At 67.0% G+C, this 18,449-nt stretch carries 16 protein-coding genes; 7 read left to right on the forward strand and 9 right to left on the reverse strand.

Annotated features, from left to right (window positions below):
- Nucleotides 1–31: 31 nt before the first annotated feature.
- Together secE and F3H87_RS11520 are read right to left on the reverse strand one after the other, a co-directional pair.
- Nucleotides 32–229 carry a preprotein translocase subunit SecE gene (secE, locus tag F3H87_RS11515; RefSeq protein ID WP_149788577.1) on the reverse strand — a complete coding sequence of 66 codons (198 nt, stop codon included), beginning with the start codon at nucleotides 227–229 and terminating at the stop codon, nucleotides 32–34.
- 55 nt (nucleotides 230–284) lie between these two features.
- Entirely contained in the window at nucleotides 285–965 is a 681-nt protein-coding gene (locus tag F3H87_RS11520) for a hypothetical protein (protein ID WP_149788576.1), read from the reverse strand.
- A 259-nt stretch (nucleotides 966–1,224) separates the two neighbouring features.
- Here F3H87_RS11520 and F3H87_RS11525 point away from each other — a divergent pair, with 259 nt between their 5' ends.
- Genes F3H87_RS11525 through F3H87_RS11540 form a run of 4 tightly spaced genes read left to right on the forward strand, consistent with a single transcriptional unit; the run spans nucleotide 1,225 to nucleotide 6,488 of the window.
- Nucleotides 1,225–2,844, forward strand: a complete 1,620-nt coding sequence (locus F3H87_RS11525; protein ID WP_149788575.1) for an acyl-CoA carboxylase subunit beta — start codon at nucleotides 1,225–1,227, stop codon at nucleotides 2,842–2,844.
- A gap of 2 nt (nucleotides 2,845–2,846) precedes the next feature.
- Nucleotides 2,847–4,829: an acetyl/propionyl/methylcrotonyl-CoA carboxylase subunit alpha gene (locus F3H87_RS11530; protein WP_149788574.1), complete on the forward strand. Its 1,983-nt coding sequence runs from the start codon at nucleotides 2,847–2,849 to the stop codon at nucleotides 4,827–4,829.
- Nucleotides 4,826–5,626, forward strand: coding sequence for a TIGR03084 family metal-binding protein (locus F3H87_RS11535; protein WP_317511333.1), 801 nt, complete (start codon nucleotides 4,826–4,828; stop codon nucleotides 5,624–5,626). The genes F3H87_RS11530 and F3H87_RS11535 overlap by 4 nt, the downstream gene beginning before the upstream one ends.
- A gap of 1 nt (nucleotide 5,627) precedes the next feature.
- Complete coding sequence (locus tag F3H87_RS11540) at nucleotides 5,628–6,488, forward strand: BKACE family enzyme (protein WP_149788573.1); 861 nt, start codon at nucleotides 5,628–5,630, stop codon at nucleotides 6,486–6,488.
- On the opposite strand, the gene F3H87_RS11545 is transcribed toward F3H87_RS11540, so the two are convergent.
- The 4 genes from F3H87_RS11545 to F3H87_RS11560 all read right to left on the reverse strand — a co-directional run bounded on the left by F3H87_RS11545 (nucleotide 6,485) and on the right by F3H87_RS11560 (nucleotide 11,515).
- Nucleotides 6,485–6,916 (reverse strand): universal stress protein, encoded by a 432-nt coding sequence (locus F3H87_RS11545; protein ID WP_149788572.1) that lies wholly within the window; start codon nucleotides 6,914–6,916, stop codon nucleotides 6,485–6,487. The two genes, F3H87_RS11540 and F3H87_RS11545, sit on opposite strands and share 4 nt — an antisense overlap.
- Entirely contained in the window at nucleotides 6,913–9,519 is a 2,607-nt protein-coding gene (locus F3H87_RS11550; protein ID WP_149788571.1) for a TRAP transporter permease, read from the reverse strand. Before F3H87_RS11550 ends, F3H87_RS11545 begins: the two co-directional genes overlap by 4 nt.
- A 98-nt stretch (nucleotides 9,520–9,617) precedes the next feature.
- The gene (locus F3H87_RS11555; protein WP_149788570.1) at nucleotides 9,618–10,586 is read right to left on the reverse strand and encodes a TAXI family TRAP transporter solute-binding subunit; all 969 of its coding nucleotides are present in this window, start codon (nucleotides 10,584–10,586) and stop codon (nucleotides 9,618–9,620) included.
- A gap of 65 nt (nucleotides 10,587–10,651) precedes the next feature.
- A complete protein-coding gene (locus F3H87_RS11560) occupies nucleotides 10,652–11,515 on the reverse strand; it encodes a MurR/RpiR family transcriptional regulator (protein WP_223228042.1) in 864 nt (287 codons plus the stop codon).
- A 149-nt stretch (nucleotides 11,516–11,664) separates the two neighbouring features.
- Between F3H87_RS11560 and F3H87_RS11565 the strand changes: the two genes are divergently transcribed.
- Nucleotides 11,665–12,993 (forward strand): aspartate aminotransferase family protein, encoded by a 1,329-nt coding sequence (locus F3H87_RS11565; RefSeq protein WP_149788569.1) that lies wholly within the window; start codon nucleotides 11,665–11,667, stop codon nucleotides 12,991–12,993.
- Nucleotides 12,994–13,067: 74 nt separating this feature from the next.
- Here the strand turns inward: F3H87_RS11565 and arsJ are convergent, their stop codons facing one another.
- The 3 genes from arsJ to F3H87_RS11580 are packed head-to-tail and all read right to left on the reverse strand — an operon-like array spanning nucleotide 13,068 to nucleotide 16,164.
- Complete coding sequence (gene arsJ, locus F3H87_RS11570; RefSeq protein WP_149788568.1) at nucleotides 13,068–14,333, reverse strand: organoarsenical effux MFS transporter ArsJ; 1,266 nt, start codon at nucleotides 14,331–14,333, stop codon at nucleotides 13,068–13,070.
- Nucleotides 14,330–15,328, reverse strand: a complete 999-nt coding sequence (locus tag F3H87_RS11575; RefSeq protein WP_149788567.1) for an ArsJ-associated glyceraldehyde-3-phosphate dehydrogenase — start codon at nucleotides 15,326–15,328, stop codon at nucleotides 14,330–14,332. Before F3H87_RS11575 ends, arsJ begins: the two co-directional genes overlap by 4 nt.
- A complete protein-coding gene (locus tag F3H87_RS11580) occupies nucleotides 15,325–16,164 on the reverse strand; it encodes a metalloregulator ArsR/SmtB family transcription factor (RefSeq protein WP_149788566.1) in 840 nt (279 codons plus the stop codon). The genes F3H87_RS11575 and F3H87_RS11580 overlap by 4 nt, the downstream gene beginning before the upstream one ends.
- Before the next feature lie 93 nt (nucleotides 16,165–16,257).
- On the opposite strand from F3H87_RS11580, the gene F3H87_RS11585 reads away from it, so the two are divergent.
- Nucleotides 16,258–17,436: an amidohydrolase gene (locus F3H87_RS11585; RefSeq protein WP_149788565.1), complete on the forward strand. Its 1,179-nt coding sequence runs from the start codon at nucleotides 16,258–16,260 to the stop codon at nucleotides 17,434–17,436.
- A gap of 52 nt (nucleotides 17,437–17,488) precedes the next feature.
- Nucleotides 17,489–18,391: a LysR family transcriptional regulator gene (locus tag F3H87_RS11590; RefSeq protein WP_149788564.1), complete on the forward strand. Its 903-nt coding sequence runs from the start codon at nucleotides 17,489–17,491 to the stop codon at nucleotides 18,389–18,391.
- Nucleotides 18,392–18,449: the final 58 nt, after the last annotated feature.

An 18,449-nucleotide genomic window follows, 5' to 3' on the forward strand; every position in this document is an offset into this window, starting at 1 on the left:
CTGACGGGCGGAATTTCGCGGGTTCCGGCGATCAGCCGAAGACGGTCAGGACCGCCTGCAAACCCGAACGGATCAGCAAATCCGCAAGCCCGAAGAACACCGCCGTCAGCGCCGCCATGATGAACACCATGACCGTGGTCAGCACCACCTCGCGGCGGGTGGGCCAGACCACCTTGGACACTTCCGCCCGGGTCTGCTGAATGAACTGGAGGGGGTTCGCGCGCGCCATGCCTGCACCTTTTCGATCGGATCAGCCGCTCACATACTTGGCCGGGGCGGCGAATTCAAGGGCGCGCTGCCTGTTGCGCCCGCGCCTCGTCCTGCAGCTTGTCGAAACGCTCGGCCAGCGCCTGCCGGTGGCGCTCCTCCTGGTCCTGCAGCGAATTCAGGTCGGGCAGGTAAAGCGCATCGACCGTCCCCTCGGGAAAACGGTCGAGAAACGCATCCCAGCGCAGCGCGATCCCATCGGCCCGGCGCCGCAGCCTTTCGGCCTTTTCGGGGTTGCGAGCGTGAAACCGGTTGTAAAGCCGCAAGACCCCCGCCCAGAACCGGTCGTGACCGACCGACAGGAAGATGCCCGCGACGATCAGGGCCGGCAGCAGGACGACCGTGACCAGCAGCCAGGGCCGCAGCACCACCAGCAGCACCAGCGCGGCAAGGGCGACATGCCGCAGCGTGGGCCGATAGGCACACAGCCACGCGATCCTGTCCTGCACCGGCGCGGGCAGGCGCGGCCGCCTTGCCCCGGCCGTATCGGCAGCCCGTTCGGCAGCGCGTATCCGGTCGCTCAGACCCGCGTCGCCGGGGTCTTTCGCCGTGTCGCGGGACGCGGCGGGCGTCTTGGGCGGGATGGCCGTCACCGGCCTTGCCCGAACGGCAGGCGGTTCCGCGCCCTCGTCGTTCAACAGCGCGCGGATCGCAAGGATATCCGCATCCGGCTCCACCCCGTTCTTTTGCTCGCTCATATCCACCTCTCAACGCATCACACCCGCCCTGCGCGCAGGGCGGGGCGGTTCGCCCGGCAATGTCCCGGCAAAATCGGGCATTCCCGCGTCATCCTTGCGGCAAAACCGTGGCCACCACCCCCTCCCCCGGGACGTGAGGTAAAATCCATGCCGTCCAAGGGCTTGCCCTTTTCACCCCCGCGCCGCGCCGTTTTGAAATTGAGTATGCGCCGCCCGCTTCGTAACGTCGCCGCGTGCCTGTCGCAAAAGGAGGAGTGCGATGTGGACCGGACCGCAACTGGGCCCCGATACGCCGGGCTATGACGACAACCGCGCCGCGATGCTGGACGCCATAGCAGAGTTGCGGGCGCTGGAGTCGCGCGCCGCCCGCAAATCCGAGGAACGCCGCGCGCGGTTTCACGAACGCGGCCAGATCACCCCGCGCGAACGGCTGGCGCGGCTTCTCGATCCCGCCATGCCGTTCCTGCGGCTGCACAGCCTCGCGGGTTATCTCGCCGACAGCGACGACCCGGAAAAATCCATCCCCGGCAGCACCTTCCTTGCCGGGATCGGCTTTGTCTCGGGCGTGCGCGCGGCCATCGTGGTGGATGACAGCGGGATCAACGCGGGCGCGCTCAGCCCGATGGCGCTGCAGGCTATGCTGTCGGTGCAGGACATCGCGCTGCGGCAGAAGCTGCCCTTCATCCACCTGGTCGAAAGCGCGGGCGCCAACCTGATGAACTACCGGGTCGAGGATTGGGCCCATGGCGGCGCGGTGTTCCGCAACCTCGCGCGGCTTTCGGCGGCGGGCCTGCCCACCATTGCCGTGCTGCATGGCCCGTCCACGGCGGGCGGCGCTTACATGCCGGGCCTGTCGGATTACGTGATCGCGGTGCGCCCGAACGGGATGGCGGCGCTTGCTGGCGCGGCGCTGGTCCATGCGGCGACCGGCGAAAAGACCACCGACAAGGAGGTCGGCGGCGCCGAAATGCACGCCAGCGTTTCCGGCCTTGTCGAATACCTGGCCGAGAGTGACGCACATGCCATCGAAATGGCCCGCCGGGTCGTGGCACGGCTGGACTGGAACCGCGATGTAACGCCCCCGAAACCGCGCGGTTTCGCCCCGCCATCGCGCGATCTGGACGAGCTGGCCGGGATCGTGCCCGCAGATCCCAAGACCCCCTGTGACATGCGCGAGGTGGCGGCGCGGCTGGTCGACGGCTCCGCGTTCGACGAATTCAAACCCGGCTTCGGCCCCGGCACCCTGTGCCTGCAGGCGCAGATTCACGGCATCACCGTGGGCATCCTTGCCAACAACGCCCCCATCGACCCGGCAGGCGCCAACAAGGCCACGCATTTCATACAGGCCTGCGATCAGGCCGGAACGCCGCTGGTATTCCTCAACAACACCACCGGATACATGGTCGGCACCGAGTATGAACGCGCCGGCATGATCAAGCACGGATCGAAGATGATCCAGGCCGTGTCGAACGCGCGCGTGCCCAAGATCACGCTCTATTGCGGATCGAGCTTCGGCGCAGGCAATTACGGCATGTGCGGCATCGCCTACGAGCCCGATTTCCTGTTCGCCTGGCCCAATTCGCGTTCGGGCGTGATGGGCGGCAAACAGGCGGCCCGCACCATGAGCATGGTGGCCCGCGCCGGTGCCGCACGGCGCGGCGCCGATATCGACGAAACCCGGCTGGCCCGGCAAGAGGCCGCCATCGAGGCGCTGTTCGACCGGCAATCCAGCCCGTTCTACACCTCGGGCCGGGTGCTCGACCACGGGGTGATCGACCCGCGCGACAGCCGCAAGGTGCTGGCCTTCTGCCTGCTGACCTGCCTTGAGGCGCGGCGGCGTGGCCTGCGGCCCAATTCCTTTGGCGTGGCGAGGATGTGAACATGGCATTCGACACGATCCTTGTCGCCAATCGCGGCGAAATCGCCTGCCGCATCCTGCACACCGCGCGTGCCATGGGGCTGCGCACGGTTGCGGTCTGGTCCGATGCCGACGCCGATGCGCCGCATGTGACGCTGGCCGATGATGCGGTGCGGATCGGGCCGGCCCCGGCCTTGGAAAGCTATCTGGATACGGATGCGATCCTTGCGGCGGCGCGTGACAGCGGCGCACAGGCCATCCACCCGGGATACGGCTTTCTGTCGGAGAACGCGGATTTCGCCCGCGCGGTCGCGGACGCGGGCCTGACATTCATCGGCCCCGACGCCCATGCCATCGAGGTGATGGGCGACAAGGCCGCCGCCAAGCGCGCGATGATCGCCGCCGGGGTGCCCTGCGTGCCGGGCTATCAGGGCGCGGACCAGTCCGACGCCACCCTGCTGACCGAGGCGGACAGGATCGGCTTTCCCCTGATGGTCAAGGCCGCGGCCGGGGGTGGCGGGCGCGGGATGCGGCTGGTTGCCGATGCCGCCGGCCTGCCCGACGCGATTGCCCGCGCGCGTCACGAGGCGCAGGCCGGCTTCGGCTCGGACGTGCTGATCCTCGAACGCGCGGTGCAGCGCCCGCGCCACGTGGAGATCCAGGTCTTTGCCGATGCGCATGGCAACGTGATCCACCTGGGCGAACGCGACTGTTCGGTGCAGCGCCGCCACCAGAAGGTTGTGGAAGAGGCCCCTTGCCCCGTCATGACGCCCGACCTGCGCGCCGCGATGGGCCGCGCCGCGACGGATGCCGCGCGGGCGGTGGAGTATCGCGGCGCGGGCACGGTCGAATTCCTGCTGGATGGCTCCGGCAACTTCTATTTCCTGGAGATGAACACGCGGCTTCAGGTGGAGCATCCGGTGACGGAAATGATCACCGGACTGGACCTTGTCGCACTGCAGATCGCGGTGGCGCAGGGCGCACCCCTGCCCGTCACGCAGGACCAGGTGACGCTGAGCGGCCACGCCATCGAACTGCGCCTTTACGCCGAAGACCCGGCGCGCGATTTCCTGCCCGTCACCGGCCGGATCGCGCGGTTCGCACCGGCCACGGGCGATGGCATCCGCGTCGATGCGGGCATTGCCACCGGGCAGGTCGTGTCCCCCCATTACGACCCGATGCTGGCCAAGCTGATCGCCCACGGCCCCACGCGCGAGGTGGCGCGGCACCGCCTGCTGGCCGCGCTGGACCGGACCGTTCTGCTGGGGCTGACCACGAATGCCGGGCACCTGGCCGATATCCTGCGCCAGCCCGCCTTTGTCGCGGGCGAGGCGACGACCGCCTTTATCGGCGACACCTATGACGGCATCGCCGCGCCCACGCCCGACACGCGCGAACTGGCCTGCGCGGCAGTGCTCTTGCTGCAGACCGGGGCGATGGCGGCGCGCGCGGCCTCTACCCTGCCCGATGACAGCCTGCTGGGCTTTGCCTCGGATGGCGGGCTGCCGGTGCCCGTCGATCTGGCGCATGGTGACACCGTTCACCACCTGTCGGCGCAGGCCGATGGCGCGCGGCAATGGGTGGTCGGCGGCCCGGACTGGACGCATCGGGTGACGATCCGCGCGATGGCCGACCCGCGCGCGCAGCTTGTGGTGGACGGGCGGGGCATGGCGGTCGGCTTTGCCCCCGACGATGCCGGGGGCCTTTACCTGCAATCCGGCGCGCAGGCGTTCCACCTGACGCGCCATCGCCCCTGGGCCGATGCGGCCGATGCAGCCGGCAGCGGCACGATCACCGCACCGATGCCGGGGCTGGTGATCTCTGTCGACGTGGCGCCCGGCGCGCGCGTGCAGAAGGGGCAGGTTCTGGCGGTGCTGGAGGCGATGAAGATGCAGCACCAGATGCGCGCGGCCACCGACGGGACGGTTACCGATGTAGCAATCGCCCCCGGCCGGCAGATCGAAACCGGCGCCGTGATCGTGACCATCGAGGAGGACACCGAATGACCCTGAGCGAAGCACAGGATTTCCTGACCGAAACCGAGGTTCTGCACAGCGCTATCGCCGATTTGCCGCAAGACGCCTTCGACACACCGACCCAGTTCAAGGGCTGGACCATCAACGATGTGCTGGTGCACCTGCATTTCTGGAACCGCGCGGCCGACATGTCGGCCAGCGATGAGGCCGCGTTTCACGACATGATCGCCCCCGTCGTCGCCTCTTTCCAGAAGGGAGAGGGGATGCGCGCGCCCGAGAACGCCGCGATCCCCGAACGCGGGCCTGCGCTGCGCAAGGCATGGATCGACCATGCCCGCGACATGGCCGCGCGCTGGCAGCAGATGGACCCAAAGGCGCGGCTGCCCTGGGCGGGGCCGTCGATGTCGGCGCGCTCGTCGATCACCGCGCGGCAGATGGAGACATGGGCGCATGGGTTCGAACTGTTCGACGTGCTGGGGCAGACCCGCGAGGAAGGCGACCGGCTGCGCAATATCGTGGTGCTGGGCGTCAATACCTTCGGCTGGTCGCACAAGGTGCACGGGCTGGACGTGCCCGACACGATGCCCGGGCTGGAACTGACCGCGCCCTCGGGCGCGATCTGGGAATTCGGGGACGACAGCGCCGGGCGCATCAGCGGCCCCGCCCGCGATTTCGCCGCCGTTGTCACGCAGACCCGCGCGCTGGACGATACCGCGCTGCGCGTCGAAGGCCCGGTCGCGCGGACATGGATGGCGCACGCGCAATGCTTTGCCGGCCCGCCGGAAACGCCCCCAGCCCCCGGCAGCCGGCACAAAAAGGACAGTTGAGATGGACAAAGCGATCCTGACCTGCGCGCTGAACGGCGTGCTGACCGACCCCACCCAGCACCCGGTGCCCGTAACGCCCGAGCAATGCGCCGCCTCGGCGCGCGAGGCGATGGATGCGGGCGCGTCGGTGATCCACATCCATTACCGCCGGCAGGAACCGGGCAAGGGCCACCTGCCAAGCTGGGATACCGCGGTGGCACGGGATATCGTCGATGCGATCCGCGACGCCTGCCCCGGCATCGTCATCAACTCGACCACCGGGGTCGTGGGGCCGGAATACCAGGGGCCGCTCGACGTGCTGCGCGCGCTGCGCCCCGAGATCGGGGCCTGCAACGCGGGATCGCTCAACTACCTCAAGCTGCGGGCCAGTGGCGACTGGGCCTGGCCTCCGATGCTGTTCGACAACACGCCACAGAAGGTGGGCGATTTCCTTGACGTGATGGCGGAAACCGGCACGCGGCCCGAGTTCGAATGCTTCGACACCGGCATCGTGCGGTCGGTGGCGATGTATGTGCAAAACGGCATGACCGACAGCGCGCAATACAACCTTGTCATGGGCGTTGCCTCGGGGATGCCGGTGGACGCGGCGCTGCTGGACTGGCTGATGGGATACCTGATCCCCGGTGCACCCTGGCAGGCCACGCTGATCGGCCGCGAGGAAATCTGGCCGGTGCACCAGAAGGCGGCCGAACTGGGCGGCATGCTGCGCACCGGGGTCGAGGATACGTTCTACCTGCCCGATGGGTCGAAAACCCGGTCGAACGGGCAGCTGATCGAGGCGCTGGCGCGCTGTGCGCAGAACGCGGGCCGCGCCGTGGCCAGCCCGGACGAGGCGCGCGCGATACTGGGGCTGCGCGCCTAACGCACCACGTAGACCGAACAGGTCGAATGCCGCACCACCCGCGCGGCGTTCGGACCCAGCAGGTAATCGCGCAGATCGGGCCGGTGCGCACCCAGAACGATCAGGTCGGCACCGCCCTGTTCGGCTGTTTCGATGATCTCGTGATAGGCGGTGCCTACACCCACCACGTGCCGCACCTTGGCGTTGGCATCGGCCCCGATGGCATCCGTCACCAGATCGTTCAGGATTTCCTTCGCATGGGCCACGGCCTTTTTCGTGTGGTCATCGCTGAAGAACCCGCCGACCACGCTCATCCCGTAATCGGGGATCACGGTGATCACGTCCAGCTGCGCGCCCTCCAGTTCGGCCAGGCGATGCGCGGTCTGCAGCACCCTGGCCTCGGCCTCGGGGCGGTTCACGTCAACGGCACAGAGAACGGTCTGGATCATGCCGGTACTCCCTCGATTGGTCTGGCGCGGCGGGATTGCATCAGGGCGATCAGGCCCATCAGCAGCAGCGCGGGGATGAAGATCAGTTCCTTCGGCAACTGGTCGTTGGGCGCGCGGACGGCGGTGATCTGCACCGGGTCGTCGCCGTAGAAATCGAAACTCGACAGCGTATCGGACAGCGGCGTGCCGAACATCGGTTCCTCAAGGATCATCCGGTCGCCCTCGGGCGCCAGAAGCAGCCCCAGCGCATCCAGCCGCTCGGCGGCATCCGCGCCCTCGGGCACGTTCAGGACCACCGTCAGATCCTTCATTTCCAGCGTGTCGAAATCCGGCCCCGATACCACCGTGCGCAGGCTCGATCCCGCCGGCGCGTTTGCCAGCGCCTCTTCGAACTGGGCGGGTGGCACGTCGGCATAGGGCGGCTGGATCATGTCCATGAAGAAGCCCGGCCGGAACAGCGCGAAGGCGATCACCAGCATGGCCACCGTTTCCCAGATCCGGTTGCGGGTCAGGAACCAGCCCATCGTCGCGGCGGTAAAGATCAGGATGCCGATCGTGGCCACGACGAAGACGATGATGCCCTGCACCCATGTCACGTCGATCAGCAGCAGGTCGGTGTTGAAGATGAAGACGAAGGGCAGCGCCACGGTGCGCAGGCTGTAGAAGAAGGCGGTGAACCCGGTGCGGATCGCATCGCCCCCCGACACGGCGGCGGCGGCGAAACTGGCCAGCCCCACCGGCGGGGTCACATCCGCCATGATGCCGAAGTAGAAGACGAACAGGTGCACCGCGATCAGCGGCACCACCAGCCCCGACTGCGCGCCCAGCTCGACCACCACGGCCACCATGAGCGAGGAAACGACGATGTAATTCGCCGTGGTCGGCAGCCCCATGCCCAGGATCAGCGACAGGATCGCCACAAAGATCAGCATCAGGATCAGGTTGCCGCCCGACAGGAACTCGACGAAATCGGCCATCACCTGCCCGATCCCGGTCAGCGACACGGTGCCCACGATGATCCCGGCGGTGGCCGTGGCAAGGCCGATGCCGATCATGTTGCGTGCCCCGTCGATCATGCCCACGATCAGGTCGGCCAGGCCGTCTTTCAGGCGGCCCGGCGCACCCGCCTCGCCACGGAAAAACGCCTTGAGCGATTTTTGCGTCAGCAGGATGAAGAACAAAAGGAACGTCGCCCAGAAGGCCGAGAGGCCCGGCGACTTGCGTTCGATCATCAGGAAATAGACCAGCACGACGATGGGCAGCAGGTAGTAAAGCCCGGTCTTGTAGATCTGCGCGATGTCGGGCAGTTCCACCACCTCGGCATTGGGATCGTCGGCTTCAAGGTCGGGCGCCTGCGCCGCCAGCCAGACCAGCGCGACATAGACCACGCCCAATGCCGCCGACAGCACCCAGCCCGATCCCTCGGGCACCAGCGCCACGATCCAGCCGACGGGATATTGCGTGACGTAACACAGCCCCGCGAACCCGGCGAAGAACAGGATCATGCCGCCGATGGTGCGCCCCATCGACACGACCTTGTTGCCAAGCGTCGGCATGTTGTTCTTCACCGCCTCGAGATGGACGATATAGACAAGCGCGATGTAGGAAATGACCGCCGGCAGGAAGGCGTGGGTGATCACCTCGAGATAGGAAATACCCACGTATTCCACCATCAGGAAGGCGGCGGCGCCCATCACCGGCGGCATGATCTGCCCGTTGACCGAGCTTGCAACCTCGACCGAGCCGGCCTTTTCCGCGGAAAAGCCCACCCGCTTCATCAGCGGGATGGTGAAGGTGCCGGTGGTCACCACGTTGGCGATGGACGAGCCGGAAATCAGGCCGGTGGCGGCCGAGCCGACCACCGCCGCCTTGGCCGGGCCGCCGCGCAGGTGGCCCAGCGCGCCGAAGGCCATCTTGATAAAGTAATTGCCCGCGCCCGCCTTATCCAGCAGCGCGCCGAACAGCACGAACAGGAACACGAACCTGGTCGACACCCCCAGCGCGATGCCGAACACGCCCTCGGAGGTGATCCACATATGGCTCATCGCCTTGCGCAGCGAGGCGCCCGCCCAGCGGATCTGATCGGGCACGGCCTCGGCCGCGCCGAAAAAGACGTAAGCCAGGAAGATCAGTGCCAGTATCACCATCACCGGGCCAAGCGTGCGGTAGGCGGCGATGAACAGGAAGGCCAGCCCGGCCAGCGAAAACAGCGCATCGCTGTCATCGGCAAGCCCGCCGTTCTGGACGATCTTGTCGTAAAAGAAATAGCCGTAAAGCGCGAGATAGGCGCCGCCGACCGCCAGCACCCAGTCATACCAGGGCACCGATGTCTTGGGGGCCGAGCGGAACAGCGGATAGGCCATCGCCGACAGGAAGATCGCAAAGGCCAGGTGGATCTGGCGCGCGTTGTTGATCAGGTCGCCGGGCAGCACATAGGGCGCCACGGGCGAGGCCAGCACCACCTGGAACACCGACCAGATCAGCGCCACCGCCGCGATGAACAGGCCAAGATTGCCGGGAACGTTGCGCGCGCCGCTGTCGCTGGCGGCGACGAGTTCCTGCAGCTCGTCTTCGTTCAGTGCGGATTTCTCTCTGTCGGACATGGGCCCCTCCGTCCCGGCGCGCTGGCCGAAAATCATTTGTTATTATGACGAAAGTCGCCGGGGGGCGGATACCGCCCCCCGGGGTGGTCTGGATCAGGTTACTCCATCCAGCCCTTTTCCTTGTAATATTTCTCGGCACCGGCATGCAGCGGGGCCGACAGGCCGGCCGAGATCATTTCCTCGGGCTTGAGGTTGGCGAAGGCCGGATGCAGGCTCTTGAAGTCCTCGAAATTCTCGAAGACCGAGGAGACGACCGCATAAACCGCGTCTTCGGACACCGCCGCCGAGGTCACGAAGGTCGCGCCGACACCGAAGGTGGTCGCGTCATCGGCGTTGCCGCGATACATGCCGCCCGGGATCGTCGCGGTCCGGTAATAGGGGTTTTCCTCGATCAGCTTGTCGATCGCCGGGCCCTGCACGTCCACCAGCACGGAATCACAGGCGGTGGTGGCCTCCTGGATCGTGCCCGAGGGGTGGCCCACCGTGAAGACGATCGCATCCACCTGGTTGTCGCACAGCGCCGCCGACTGTTCCGCCGGCTTCAGCTCGGCCGCCAGGGCGAAATCGTCCGTGGTCCAGCCAAGCTCGTCCATCACGATCTCGAAGGTGCCGCGCGCGCCCGAGCCGGGATTGCCCAGGTTGACGCGCTTGCCCTTGAGGTCGTCGAAGGTTTCGATCCCGGAATCGGCACGGGCAACGACGGTAAAGGGCTCGGGGTGGATCGAGAAGACCGCGCGCAGATCCTCGAACGGGCCATCGGATTCGAAGTTGTCCGAGCTGCCGTTATAGGCGTGGAACTGCCAGTCCGACTGGGCCACCCCGAATTCCAGCTCGCCCTCGCGGATGGTCTTGATGTTGTAGACCGACCCGCCGGTGGACTCGACCGAACAGCGAATGCCATGCTCCTTGCGGCCCTTGTTCACCAGCCGGCAGATCGCGCCGCCGGTCGGGTAATAGACACCGGTCACACCGCCGGTGCCGATGGTGATGAACTCTTCGGCGGTGGCCGGCACCGCCAGCATCGCCGAGGCGGCAACCGCCGCGAATCCAAGCTTGATCTGTTTCATAAGGTGTATCTCCCTTTTTTCGGTTGATGGTTGCGTTGTCGCCGGGCACCGAACGGCCCTGCAATTCAGATGTCGATAACCTCTTGCAATGCGCGGCTGCGCCGTTCGATTTCGCCGATCCGCCCGGCCGTGTCCGGGCCAGCCTTGCTGGCCAGCATCGCCATCAGCGTTTCCAGCAGGAACAGCGTGGCGACATAGGAGGTAAAGAAATTCGACCCCTCTGTCGGAACGATGAAGCCGCTTTGCGCGATTCGCAACGCCGGGCAGGCATGGCTGTCGGTGATGACCACCAGGTAAACGCCTTGCGCATGGGCCATTTCCGCCGCCCGCATCGACACCCGCGCATAAGGCGGCTTGGTGATCACAAGCAGCGCGTCGCGTTCGTCCATATCCGCCAGCGCCGCCCCGACCGAGGCGCCCATGCGCCCCAGCTGCGTCCAGTTCGGCCCCAGGAAATTGGCCATGTAACCCAGGTATTCCGCGATCCCGGTCGACCCCAGCGCACCCAGCAGCGCCACCTTGCGCGCACCGTGCAGGCGCGTCACCGCGGCCTCGAACCGGTCTGGATCGACCTGGGTCAGCAGCTTGTCGATATTGCCCACCGCCGCGTCGCGCGCCCGGTCCAGGTGGCCGCGCGCGCCGTCCCCGCCGGTTTTGCGCAACCCCTCGGCGCGCGAGGCGAAACTGGCGACCTGCCGCCCGATCTGGACGCGCAGGGCATCGCGGAGATCCTCGAAACTGTCATAGGACAGCGCGCGCGCCAGCCGGCTGAAGGTGGCGGGCGCAAGGCCGCTTTCGTCCGATACGCTGCGCAGGGACCGGGTGGCGGTGTCCAGCGGGTTGGCCACCAGATAGTCACCGGCTTCGCGCAGGCGCGGGCTCAGTCGGCCATAGTTCTGGGCCAGCCTTTGCTGGAAACTCGTGTTCAAGAATGCCCCCGTCGGCGTAGCGCGATTTTTATCTCATTCTGCGCGATTCGTAGTGTTTCAAGTGTTTCATTTATTGTCAACGCTCGGCCCATCTGTTTCATATTTCAACGATCCGCATATCCGCGCGACTCAGGAACCCGGAGGCACAGATGCCCAGCGCCAGCCATGTCTTTCACCGCAGCTCCCGTGCCACGCCGCCCCGCGCGGTGTCGGGCCAGGGCGTTTATCTGATCGACGAGACCGGCAAGCGATACCTGGACGGGTCGGGCGGCGCGGCGGTGTCCTGCCTCGGCCATTCCGATGCCGACGTGATCGCCGCGATCCGGGACCAGACCGAAACGCTGGCATTCGCGCATACCGGTTTCTTCACCTCGGAACCGGCCGAACGGCTGGCCGACCGGCTGATCGCCCACGCGCCCGAAGGTATCGAAAAGGTCTATTTCGTTTCGGGCGGGTCCGAAGCGGTGGAAACCGCGCTCAAGATGGCCCGGCAGTATTTCATCGAGATCGGCCAGCCCGGACGCACCCGCTTCATCGCGCGGCGGCAAAGCTATCACGGCAACACGCTGGGCGCGCTGTCGGCGGGCGGCAATGCGTGGCGCAAGGCCCCCTTCGCGCCGCTGATGGCCGAAAGCCACCACATCGCCCCCTGCTATGCCTATCGCGGCCAGGAACCGGGCGAGAGCCTTGAGGAATATGGCCTGCGCGTCGCAAACGAGCTTGAGGCCGAGCTGCTGCGCCTTGGCCCGGACACCGTGATCGGGTTCATCGCCGAGACGGTGGCGGGCGCCACACTGGGCGCGGTGCCCGCGGTGCCCGGCTATTTCAAACGCATCCGCGAGATCTGCGACCGCTACGGCATCCTGCTGATCCTGGACGAGGTGATGTGCGGCATGGGCCGCACCGGCACGCTGTTCGCCTGCGAACAGGATGGCGTCAGCCCGGATATCGTGACCATCGCCAAGGGGTTGGGCGCGGGCTATCAGCCGATCGGCGCGACGCTGTGTTCCGGCGCAATCCACGACGCCTTTGCCGAAGGCTCGGGCTTTTTCCAGCACGGACACACCTATATCGGCCACGCCACCGCCTGCGCGGCGGCGGATGTGGTGGTGGGCAAGCTGACCGATGGCGGCCTGACCGCCCGCGCGGCCGAGATGGGCGCGAAACTGGACGCCGCCCTGCGCGACCGCTTTGGTCAGCACCCCCATATCGGCGACATTCGCGGGCGCGGCATGTTCCGCGGGCTGGAAATCGTCGCGGATCGCGACACCAGGCGCCCCTTCGCCCCGGAAAAAGGGGTGAACAAGGCGATCAAGGCCGCCGCGTTCGAGGCCGGGCTGATCTGTTACCCGATGGGCGGCACCATCGACGGGCGCGAGGGCGACCATGTGCTGCTGGCCCCGCCCTTCATCCTGACCGACGATGAACTGGGCGAGTTGGTCGACAAGCTGGACACGGCATTCGCGCAGGTGATCTGATGCAGGCCCTTCGCGGCCGGTGATCCTGCCGGGAGCGTGGAGGGCGCCCGCAACTGCACGGACCGCACGCGCGCTCAGGCGGCCTGTGCCCTCGCCGCCGGGTCCAGCCTGCCCGCCATCGCCGCGCTCAGCCCCACCATCACGGCGGCGGTGCCCAGAGTCAGGGCCAGCCCGCCCAGTTGATAGGTCAGCCCCGACAGCACAGTGCCCAGCAGCCGCCCGCCCGCATTGGCCATGTAGTAGAACCCCACATCCATCGTCACGCGCTCGGCCCGGGTGAAGGCAAGGATCAGGTAGGAATGCAGCGAGGAGTTGATTGCGAAAATCCCGCCAAAGACCAGCAGCCCCGCCACCAGCGTCGCGGTCAGCCAGGGTGCGGGCCCGCCCGGCAGCGCGACGGCGGCGGTCAGCAGCGCGGGCACCACGGCCAGCGCCAGCGCCCAGCCGCGCGCGGCCCGGATCAGCGCGCCCTCACCGCGCGATTTCGCGCGCAAAACGCGCGGTGCGGCGGCCTGCACCGCGCCGTAAAGGATGATCCAGCCGGCCATGAAGCTGCCGATCAGGAAGAACGCCGCGCGGTTGCCCGCCTCGGTTCCGTCCGACAGCACGGCATAGAAATAGACCGGGATGCCCACGACGAACCACACATCACGCGCACCGAACAGGAACACGCGCGCCGCGCTCAGCCAGTTCACATTGGCGGATTTCGAAAAGACCTCGGAAAACTTCGCGCCCTTGCGCCCGCGCGGCAGGCCGGCGGGCATGAAGGCCACCACCGCCGCCAGGATCGCGGCCAGCACCACGGCCATCGCAACGACCGAAGCGGTGAAGCCAGGACCGGCAAGCAGGGCCGCGCCCAGCAGGAAGCCCAGCCCCTTGACCGCGTTCTTCGACCCGGTCAGCAGCGCGACCCAGCGGAACAGCCCGTCGCCCTGCGCCGGGGCCAGCAGCTTGACCGCGGATTTCGACGACATCTTGGCCAGGTCCTTGGCCACGCCCGACGCGCCCTGCACCGCCATCACATAGGCCACCGAAGCACCCACCGCCCAGCCGGGATCGAGCTGTGCCAGCGCGATCAGCGCGACGACCTGGATGCCCAGCCCGGCATAAAGCGTCGCCGCCAGCCCGAACCGCGCCGCGATCCAGCCGGCGGAGAGGTTCGTCACCATGCCCGCGATCTCGTACAGAACGAAAAGATAGGCCAGCTGCACCGGGCTGAACCCCAGTGTGTGGAAATGCAAAAGCACCAGCATCCGCAACGCGCCGTCGGTCAGCATGAAGGCCCAGTAGGCCGCGGTGACGGCGATATAGGCAGACAGGCCCTCGGGGCGGTCGGTCACAGGCTGGCCCCCACCATCAGCGCCACGTCGACCAGCCGGTGGGCATAGCCCGTCTCGTTATCGTACCAGGCGTAGATCTTTACCTGCGTGCCGTTCACCACCATCGTCGACGGGCCGTCCACGATGGTCGACCGGGTGTCGTTCACGTAATCGGCCGATACCAGCGGACGGGGTTCATAGCCAAGGATGCCTTGCAGCGCGCCTTGGGACGCGTCCCGGAACAGCGCGTTGACCTCCTCCGCCGTGGTTTCGCGCCCGACCTCGAACACGCAATCGGTGATCGACGCGTTCAGCAGCGGCACCCGCACGGCATGGCCGTTCAGCCGGCCGTTGAGTTCGGGATAGATCAGCGTGATCGCCGTGGCGCTGCCCGTGGTCGTGGGGATCAGCGAATTCAGCGCCGAGCGCGCGCGGCGCAGATCCTTGGCGGGTCGGTCGACGATCGTCTGGGTGTTGGTCACATCGTGGATCGTGGTGATCGAGCCGTGCCGGATACCGATGTTTTCATGGATCACCTTGACCACCGGGGCCAGGCAATTGGTGGTGCAGCTTGCCGCCGTGACGATGCGATGCTGCGCCGGGTCATAGGTGTCTTCGTTCACGCCACAGACGATATTGGCGGTCGGGCCGTCCTTGACCGGGGCCGAAACGACCACCTTTTTCGCGCCCGCATCGAAATAGGGCGCGAGTTTCGCCTCGGTCTTGAAGGCGCCGGTGCAGTCGATCACCACGTCCACGCCATCCAGCGGCAGGTCGCCCAGGCTGCGCGTGCCGATGAACGGCAACCGGGTGCCGTCGATGGTGACGCCGGTTTCGTCATGCGAAAACGCGGCGGGCCAGCGCCCGTGCACGGTGTCGAATTCCAGCAGATGCGCGTGCATTTCGGCATCGCCCACCGCATCGTTGATCCAGGCGATATCCGCCCCCCGTTCCAGCAGCGGGCGCAGCGCCAGCTTTCCCATCCGGCCAAGGCCGTTCACGGCATAGGTGGTCATGCGCTTTCCTCCGAGCCGGAACGGGCGATATCGTCCACCGCCTGTTGCAGCGATATCCGGTCGAGCGTGTCCAGCGGCAACGCGGCGAAGGCCCGGATGCGATTGGCCAGCGCGCCATAGGCCTGCTGGAAGGCCAGCGATTTCTGCGCGTCGGTGCCGGTGGCCTTGACCGGGTCTGGCACGCCCCAGTGGCCGGTGATGGGCTGGCCTTCCCATGCGGGGCAATCCTCGTTCGCGGCGCGGTCGCAGACGGTGAACACGAAATCCAGCCGCGGCGCGTCCGGGCCCTGGAATTCCGACACGTTCTTGGCCCGCAGCGGCGTCAGGTCATGGCCCTTTGCCCGCAACACGTCCAGCGCGAAGGGATCAAGCTCGGAATAGGGCCGGGTGCCCGCGGAATAGACGTTGAACCGGTCGCCCGCCTGCGCACGAAGCGCGGCCTCGGCAAAGATCGAGCGGGCGGAATTTCCGGTACATATGAACAGCACGTTGTACTTGCCCCGTGTCATGGGCAGCTCCTTTTCGCTGGAGGGGAACGGCGCGCACAGATCGGCGCGGCCGCGGCAACAATCGGTGGTCAGGAAACCGAGCATCTGTCGCATCCCCGTCATCTCGACGCTGTAAAGCAGCGATGTGCCCGCCCGCGCCTGCGTGACCAGCCCGGCCTGCGCGAGCGTCGCCAGGTAGGCCGACAGGGTGCTGGGCCGCAGCGCCAGAACCTGCGCGATCTCGCCCGCAGGCAGCCGGTCGGGATAGCGGCGCATGAGCAGCCGGAAGATCGCCAGCCGTTGGGGATGCGCCAGTGCCGAGAGGCGGGATATGATTTCTTTTTCCATATTTCACGAATATTCGAAATAAAGGGAGGCAGGCAAGTGAAGTTTTTGTAACGCCCCCTGTCGCACACCCCGCTTCCCGGCTAATGTCGCGCCATGACACGGACTGACGCCCCCGGCCTGAGCAATTCCGATATCGTCGCCCTGACCGAATGGCGGCGGATGCTGCACCGCCATCCCGAACTGTCGGGGCACGAGGCCGAAACCGCCGCGCGCGTGGTCGGGATGCTGCAGGACACCCGCCCAGACGGGATCGTGACCGGCCTTGGCGGGCATGGCGTCGCCGCGACGTTCGACAGCGGCACACCCGGCCCCCATGTCATGCTGCGCTGCGAGCTGGACGCCCTCCCGATCGAGGAACTGGGCGATGTGCCCCACAAATCCACGGTGCCCGGCGTTGCCCATCTGTGCGGCCATGACGGGCATATGACCCTGCTGGCCGGCATGGCGCGGCTGCTGGGCCGGCAACGCCCGGCGCGCGGGATGGTGACGCTGATGTTTCAGCCCGCCGAAGAGGACGGCGCCGGGGCGGCCCGCGTCGTCGCGGACCCGCGTTTTGCCGGGCTGAAACCCACCCATGCCTTCGCCATCCACAACATGCCCGGCTTTCCGCTGGGCCATGTCACGCTTGGCGACGGGCCGGTCATGTGTGCCTCGCGCGGGATGCGGGTGGTGCTGACGGGCAGGACCGCACATGCCTCGGAGCCGGAAAAGGGCACCTCGCCCATGCAGGCGCTGGCGGCGCTGATGCCGGGGCTGGCCGCGCTTGGCCAGGGGCGGCCGGAAACCGACCCCGATTTCGCGCTGGCCACGATCTGCCATGCGCGGCTGGGCGATCCGGCCTTCGGCGTCGCGCCCGGACTGGCAGACCTGTTCGTCACCCTGCGCAGCCTGCGCGACGACCGGATGCAACGGCTGATCGCAGACGCCGAGGCGATGGTGCAGGCGGCGGCCCGCGAAAACGGGCTGGCGGCCACGATCACCTATGAGGACGTGTTTGTGACGACCGAAAACACCGCCGGCGCCGTGAAACTGGCGCGCGCCGCGCTGGACCGGATCGGCATATCCCATGACGATACCGGCCTGCCGCTGCGCGCCTCGGAAGATTTCGGGCGGTTCGGCGGGGATTGCGAGCTGGCGATGCTGTTCCTCGGTTCGGGCACAGATCACCCGGCGGTGCATAACCCCGATTTCGACTTTCCCGACGACCTGATCCCCATCGGCACGCGGATCTTCGCGGCAATCGTGGACGAGGTGATACGCGACGACGGCTGACAGCCACGCGCCGGATCGCTATCAATAAGGCAGGTAGCGATAGGGTTTTTCGATGATACGACAGTTGGAAATGCTGCTGGCGCTGGCCAAGGAACAGCATTTCGGCCATGCCGCCGAAAGGCTGGGCGTCACCCAGCCCACCCTGTCCAGCGGGATCAAACAGCTTGAGGAGCAACTGGGCGTCAAGCTGGTGCAGCGCGGATCGCGCTATGGCGGGCTGACCCCCGAAGGACAGCGCGCGCTCACATGGGCGCGGCAGATCGTCGGCGACACAAGACGCCTGCGCGACGAGATGCGCGCGGTGCGCGAGGGGTTGTCGGGCCACCTGCGGCTGGCCGTGATCCCCACGGCGCTGACCTGGGCCGCGCGGCTGACCACCGGCTTTGCCGAGGCGCATCCGAACGTGTCCTTTACCGTGCTGTCGCGGTCCTCGGTCGAAATCCTCGACATGCTGGAAAACCTCGATGCGGATGCGGGCATCTCGTATCTCGACAACGAACCGCTGGGCCGGGTGACTCAGGCGCCGCTTTACCGCGAGCATTACGCCCTTGTCTGCCGCCCCGATCACCCGCTGGCGGAGCGCGGTCACGTGGCATGGTCCGACATGGGCGAAACCGGGCTGTGCCTGCTGACCCCCGACATGCAGAACCGCCGGATCATCAACCGCAACTTCATGGAGGCCGGCGTGACCCCGCGGGCGCGGATCGAAAGCACCTCGACCATCGTGCTGACGGCCGCGGTGATCAATGGCGGGCAGGCGACGATTCTCCCCTCCGAACACGCGGCGTTCCTGGCGCAGGGCCACGACCTGACCGTGGTGCCCATCGACGAGACCCGCGGCGCCCCCGCCGTGGGCCTGCTTGCCCCCTACCAGGAGCCGCAGACCCCGGTTCTGGCGGCACTTTTCCGTGCGGCGGGCCGGATTGCGACAGGTGAGAGTCTGCAGGCGACATGATAGATAAAATCTATCAATCGACGGAACAACGATATTGAATGCCATATAGAGGAGGCGC

Source organism: Lutimaribacter pacificus (assembly GCF_900142185.1).
In the GTDB taxonomy this organism is placed as follows: domain Bacteria; phylum Pseudomonadota; class Alphaproteobacteria; order Rhodobacterales; family Rhodobacteraceae; genus Lutimaribacter; species Lutimaribacter pacificus.